General features: G+C 33.7%; 1 protein-coding gene. It reads right to left on the bottom strand.

What is annotated here, in order from left to right; translation table 11 throughout:
* Positions 1-546 (bottom strand): radical SAM protein (locus ACFIL8_RS12565; protein ID WP_375690110.1); only part of this gene is annotated, 546 nt, incomplete at both ends.

Raw genomic sequence — 546 nt, 5'->3', positions numbered from 1 at the left:
CGATCAAATTTATTCGCCCCCCGTATATCATAATATCCTTGGACACTAGTCGAATCCATAGAAACAACAATTTCTTTTATGTCATACTGTGAAATCCATAAATTTTTATGCAATAAGATGCCATTGGTATTTAATTCAACAGGCAGACCTAGTTCATTCAACGTTAATAAAATATCTTTAAGCCTCGGATGCACTAAAGGTTCTCCCCCAGAAAGCATCACTGAGGCAGCTCCTTTTTCTTTCAACATTCTAAATAAGGGTATTAAACTTTCTGGAGTATGCCAATTTTTTTCCTTAATCTTCCAGCAATCGCACATGATACAAGGGCTATTGCAATTCTGGATAATATGTATAATAGGTGTTACAGGTGCCCATAATTTTTTAAGATCAAAAATCGAATCTGACGCACTAATCAAGTTTTCCTTTTTTAAAAGAAAACCATTCTTTTCTAGTTCTCTTAACAAGATTGAAAAATCTGATGCTAAAATCTCTGTCTCTACATTAAGCTTTGCCGCAACAGTTTCAATTTTCTGATTCTGTAAAAAA

Source organism: Bartonella sp. AP57NXGY (assembly GCF_042195805.1).
Taxonomy (GTDB): Bacteria; Pseudomonadota; Alphaproteobacteria; order Rhizobiales; family Rhizobiaceae; genus Bartonella.
Note: the sequence above shows the minus strand (reverse complement) of the source record. Positions and strands in the feature narration are given on the sequence as shown.